The 4,876-nt window shown below is 56.8% G+C and carries 5 protein-coding genes; 3 read left to right on the top strand and 2 right to left on the bottom strand.

Translation table 11 applies throughout. The annotated features are described in order from the left end of the window. Positions 1 to 1,390 precede the first annotated feature (1,390 nt). Positions 1,391 to 2,623 carry a porin gene (locus D580_RS0114785; protein ID WP_231363573.1) on the bottom strand — a complete coding sequence of 411 codons (1,233 nt, stop codon included), beginning with the start codon at positions 2,621 to 2,623 and terminating at the stop codon, positions 1,391 to 1,393. Positions 2,624 to 2,838: 215 nt separating this feature from the next. Here D580_RS0114785 and D580_RS0114780 point away from each other — a divergent pair, with 215 nt between their 5' ends. Both D580_RS0114780 and D580_RS0114775 read left to right on the top strand, forming a co-directional pair. Beyond that, positions 2,839 to 3,120 carry a hypothetical protein gene (locus D580_RS0114780; protein WP_018955133.1) on the top strand — a complete coding sequence of 94 codons (282 nt, stop codon included), beginning with the start codon at positions 2,839 to 2,841 and terminating at the stop codon, positions 3,118 to 3,120. Between the two features lie 2 nt (positions 3,121 to 3,122). After that, positions 3,123 to 3,413 carry a type II toxin-antitoxin system RelE/ParE family toxin gene (locus D580_RS0114775; RefSeq protein WP_018955132.1) on the top strand — a complete coding sequence of 97 codons (291 nt, stop codon included), beginning with the start codon at positions 3,123 to 3,125 and terminating at the stop codon, positions 3,411 to 3,413. A 169-nt stretch (positions 3,414 to 3,582) separates the two neighbouring features. On the opposite strand, the gene D580_RS0114770 is transcribed toward D580_RS0114775, so the two are convergent. Beyond that, positions 3,583 to 4,545: an IS5 family transposase gene (locus D580_RS0114770; protein ID WP_026290027.1), complete on the bottom strand. Its 963-nt coding sequence runs from the start codon at positions 4,543 to 4,545 to the stop codon at positions 3,583 to 3,585. A gap of 150 nt (positions 4,546 to 4,695) precedes the next feature. Here D580_RS0114770 and D580_RS16455 point away from each other — a divergent pair. After that, positions 4,696 to 4,876: HigA family addiction module antitoxin (locus D580_RS16455; RefSeq protein WP_155999872.1), on the top strand; the 181-nt coding region annotated here is incomplete at its 3' end.

The raw sequence follows: 4,876 nt of genomic DNA, 5'->3' as shown, positions 1-4,876 counted from the left end.
GGTGATCACTCGGGCGTACCGATCACCGAAAACACCCTTGAGCGTCGCCCCGGCCGAGAAGCCCGGCAGCGAAAACAGTTCACGCACTGTGCGGGGAGATTTCATGTCATGATCCTGTCAGCCAAACGGAACCACTTTGGGCACGGCCTCGATGGCCGCAAGACACCGGGATTATGCGGGTCCGGGGCACTTTATGCCCATCAAACCACCCACACGATTCCGCGATGACCCGTACTTCCCAAAGTACTCGCCCCAAAGTATCCAAGTACCCGCCAAAGTACCCGTCCCAATTGGGATGATGGGTGTCCCAAAGTACCCAAGCGGATGATGGGTGTCCCAAAGTTGCCCCCTGATTTGAAACTAGACGCCTGGCGGCAAGCTGTCAAACGGATGATGGGTGTCCCAAAGTACCACCCTATCCAAGTACCCGCCAAAGTACCCGTCCCAATTGGGATGATGGGTGTCCCAAAGTACCAGGGATGATGGGTGTCCCAAAGTATCGCCAAGTGACTGACAGTCAAACGGATGATGGGTGTCCCAAACAACCTACCGCCATCAAACGGATGATGGGTGTCCCAAAGCACCCCCAAAGCACCCTCCACTGGTCATTGGGCGCTCCCTGTCCCTGTTGGCATTGATTTGAAACTAGTCGCCTAGTGACTGACAGTCAAACGGATGATGGGTGTCCCAAAGTAACCAGATGATGGGTGTCCCAAAGTACCACCGATGCCCGAAAGTACCGCTACAGTCAAACGGATGATGGGTGTCCCAAACAACCTACCGCCATCAAACGGATGATGGGTGTCCCAAAGTACAATGGGTGTCCCAAAGTACCCGGCGACTCGGCAAGATGATGGGTGTCCCAAAGTAACCACCCAAAGTACCCGCACCATGGGTGTCCCAAAGCACCCCCAAGATGATGGGTGTCCCAAAGTAACCACGTCCCAAAGTAACCACGCCAATCGGATGATGGGTGTCCCAAAGTACCCACGACCAAAGTACCAAGTAAGATGATGGGTGTCCCAAAGAAAGCCCACCCCCAGATGATTGGGATGATGGGTGTCCCAAAGCACCCCCAGGATGATGGGTGTCCCAAAGCACCCCCAGGATGATGGGTGTCCCAAAGTACCCTTCACCTCCAATCTTCTACCGATTTATCTCGGCGCACTGGGTGTCCCAAAGTACTCCAAAGCACCGTCAAACGGATGATGGGTGTCCCAAAGCGCTACAGTCAAACGGATGATGGGTGTCCCAAAGTAACCATGGCCTAGTGACTGACAGTCAAACGGATGATGGGTGTCCCTAAGTACCCCCCAAAGTAACCACCAAAGTACCCCAAAAAAACGGGGCCCCGAAGGGCCCCGTCTCAATCGGTCAGGTCAAGCTCCGATTAGAACACCACGCGCATACCGGCACCGACGGCGGTTTCCTTGCCAACGGCCGGATTGTCATAGTCGCTCTGGCGGACACCACCGTGCACAGAAACATTGCGGTTGAACGCATGGCGCACACCGGCAGCAACCCAGGTCACATCACGGTTATCAAGCTCGGCGTCAAACTGACCATAGCCCAGCATGAAGGTGTTAGCACCCATGCGGTAGGTACCTGCCACCATGATAAAGTCACCAGCATTGGCGGTATCTGCACCAGTGGTGGCGTTTTCGTGCTTGATGGTCTCGTACTGAGCCATCACACCGAAGGCACCGGTCTTGAACTCAGCACCCACCTTGGTGGACTGGAAGTCACGAGTATCCTGGGGGTCGCCATCGGCATCAAAACCACCCGTCTGGGTAGCACCGCCGTACTCATTGGCATTGGTGTGGGCCACCCAGATTTCCACGGGGCTCAGGTCGACGTTCACACGCAGAGCGTACATGTGCTCAGCGTTGTTCTTATCACCACCGCCAACATTCTCGGTCTGATCCAGACCGAAGGTGGCATTCACGCTCACCATCTCGAACTTGCCACTGTACCCGATGGCATTATCAACGTAGGAACCGTTACCCAGGCCACCAAAGGCGCCGATCATGGCACCGTTACCGCGGGCCTGCATGAAGGTGGCGTGGAAGGGATCCTTGCCAGAAGTAGCAAAGGCGGTGGTCTGACGACCGAACTGCACGCTACCGAAACCGCCACGCAGACCGACGAACACGTCGCGGGTACCGGAGTTGGTCCAGTTGGTGGGCAGCAGGTTGGATTCGGCCTTGGCGAAGGCGGTCAGGCCGTTGCCCAGATCGTGGCTGGCGGTCAGGGCCACGCCGGAGAAATTGCCGGAGTTGACGTTGCCACCAGACATGGCGTCGGTCATGTACCAGCCCTTGCCATTGGCGGTGTTGCCATCACCGGAAATGTTCACGATCTCGGTCTGCAGGCGAGCAGACAACTGCACATCAGCAGCAGCGATGGCGGGGACGGCCATCACAGCGGCCACACCAGCAGCAATCAGAGTCTTCTTCATCATTGTTTCACTCTCCCAGGAGTTGAGTCTTGAAACTGCTTTCACACAAGTTTGTGTGTCATTTTCGAAAATGACCGGCTTGTTATACGCCCTGATTTCGAGCATTGCAAGGGGTGATTCGCAAAAAAACGACAAAAGCACGAAATTTGCGTTGTGTTTTTGCAACAATCGCCAGTCATGGCGCTTTGATTGGGATCATCGAATATTGGGATCGATAGCTCAGAACTTACTTTAAGTGCGGCGTGACGGGTGCACCCGAGTGGGGCGCGGGGTGTTGTTTGGGGGTCAGGGGTCAGGGCATGGCGGATATTTCTTTGGACAAAAACTTCATATACTTTGTCTATACTTTTTCATTACGTTGTCCCAGGGGAGCTGCCGATATGGCCAAAGAAACTGTTTTCACCATGAAAATGGAGAAGGACCTCAGGGACGAGTTCATGGCCGAGGCCAAGGCCGCCGACCGTCCCGCTTCCCAAGTTGTCAGGGAGTTGATGCGTGAGTTCATACAGCGACAGCGGGAAGCCCGCGAATATGAGTCCTATATTCACCACAAGGTGCAGCTGGCACGCGATTCCGTTAAGCGCGGACAGGGACTCACTCATGAAGAGGTCGAAGCGGTCTTTACAGCACGCCGTAAAGCGATGGGGGGCGAGCACGATTAGCTATGAAAGCCATTTGGACGGCGGAAGCCATGCGCGACAGGGAAGTCATATTCGAGTATGTCGCACGCGATAACCCCATGGCGGCCATCAAACTTGACGAATGTTTCGGCGAGGCTGTTGCGCTGCTCGCCACACAACCCCATCTAGGCAAGGAGGGGCTGGTCAGTGGTACTCGCGAATTCATCCCACACGAAAGCTACCGGCTGATCTACGAGGTCGATGCCGACACCCTGTGGATTCTTGCCCTGGTGCATACGGCTCGGCGCTGGCCGCCTCCAGATTACCCAGTCTGATAATGCTGCACCGTCGATTTAAGGAACGTCTGATCAAGTGATTTCAGGCAGCTGGCCTATGCACATCAAGGACGAAATGTCGTTTCCCTAGTCAATTTGGGTCCGGATTTGCCGTTCTTTTGACCGATCCCGGCCGATTCACGGCCCAATCCCTGATCACCGGGCGCACCTATCCTGCCGTACGCAACAACTGGCGCCTCGCCAGGTATAGATTCGACAGCGCAAACAGGGTGGTCAGCTGGGCCGTGTTCTTGGCCAGCCCCCGGTAGCGCACCTTGGTATATCCAAACTGGCGCTTGATGACCCGAAACGGATGCTCCACGCGTGCTCGAAGCTGGGACAGGCGATGATTGATCTCGCGCTTCCACTCGGGCAGTTCCCGGCCCCGCACACGCTTGAACGGGAAACACCACAGCGGACCGCTGGCCGGATCACTTGCCGCCAGGTTGCGCTCCCGGGTCGTGTAGCCCTTGTCCCCATGTACCTCCTGCTCCTCGCCGTGCAGCAGGGTATCGGTGAGCTTCACGTCTGGCACCTTTGCCGCCGTGCCCACCACCGTGTGGACCAGGCCATGGGCGGTATCCACACCCACATGGGCCTTCATGCCGAAGTACCACTGGTTGCCCTTCTTCGTCGAACTCATCTCCGGATCGCGCTTGCCGTCTGCGTTCTTCGTGGAGGTCGGCGCAGCAATCAGGGTGGCATCGACCATCGTGCCCTTGCGCAGGATCAGGCCACGCTCGCCCAAAAGACCGTTGATCTCATCAAGCAGCGCGCCCGCCAGGCCATGGCGTTCGAGCAGGTGACGGAACTTACAAATGGTGGTCTCGTCAGGAATGGCCTCCACCGTGGCGTCCAGGCCCGCGAACTCCCGCAGCAGCGGGATATCGTGCAGCGCCTCTTCCATGGCCGGGTCGGAATAGGCGAACCACTGCTGCATGAAGTGGATGCGCAGCATCGTCTCAAGCCCGATCGGGCGGCGCCCATTGCCGGGCTTGGGATAGTAGGGCTCGATCAAGGCCTCCAGCCGGGACCAGGGCACCACCTGGTTCATCTCGGCCAGAAACTGTGCCTTGCGGGTCTTTTTGGGGTGCTTCACAAAGCCCGAATCGTTCAAGCCCAACTGTTTCATGGTGCGATCTGTTGCTCCGAGAGTATGGTTCGAGGATTATCCCATGTGGCGGGACTTAATCAGAGGTTCCTTAATGTGCGGCATCTGGAAATCGTTGATTACCACTGACGCGTGAAGATGATGACTATCCGACGAGAAGAAATCACCCGCATGGATTTTTCCGATGTTGTGGAGCCCGGCGAGAAACTGCCGCCCGTCCACCCGGGGGAAATCCTGCTCCATGACTTCATGAAACCGCTCGCACTTTCAGCCAACGGGCTGGCGGCTCGTCTTCATGTTCCCGCAAACCGCATCAGCGGCATCGTCAATGGCTCGCGCGCCGTGACTGCGG

Source organism: Thioalkalivibrio sulfidiphilus (assembly GCF_000377945.1).
Lineage (GTDB): Bacteria > Pseudomonadota > Gammaproteobacteria > Ectothiorhodospirales > Ectothiorhodospiraceae > Thioalkalivibrio_A > Thioalkalivibrio_A sulfidiphilus_A.
Note: the sequence above shows the minus strand (reverse complement) of the source record. Positions and strands in the feature narration are given on the sequence as shown.

Bases quoted from the DNA above. Each gene is read 5' to 3' on its own strand.
- D580_RS0114775 (WP_018955132.1), top strand. From the start codon at position 3,123: ATGAAAGCCATTTGGACGGCGGAAGCCATGCGCGACAGGGAAGTCATA.
- D580_RS0114780 (WP_018955133.1), top strand. From the start codon at position 2,839: ATGGCCAAAGAAACTGTTTTCACCATGAAAATGGAGAAGGACCTCAGG.
- D580_RS0114770 (WP_026290027.1), bottom strand. From the start codon at position 4,545: ATGAAACAGTTGGGCTTGAACGATTCGGGCTTTGTGAAGCACCCCAAA.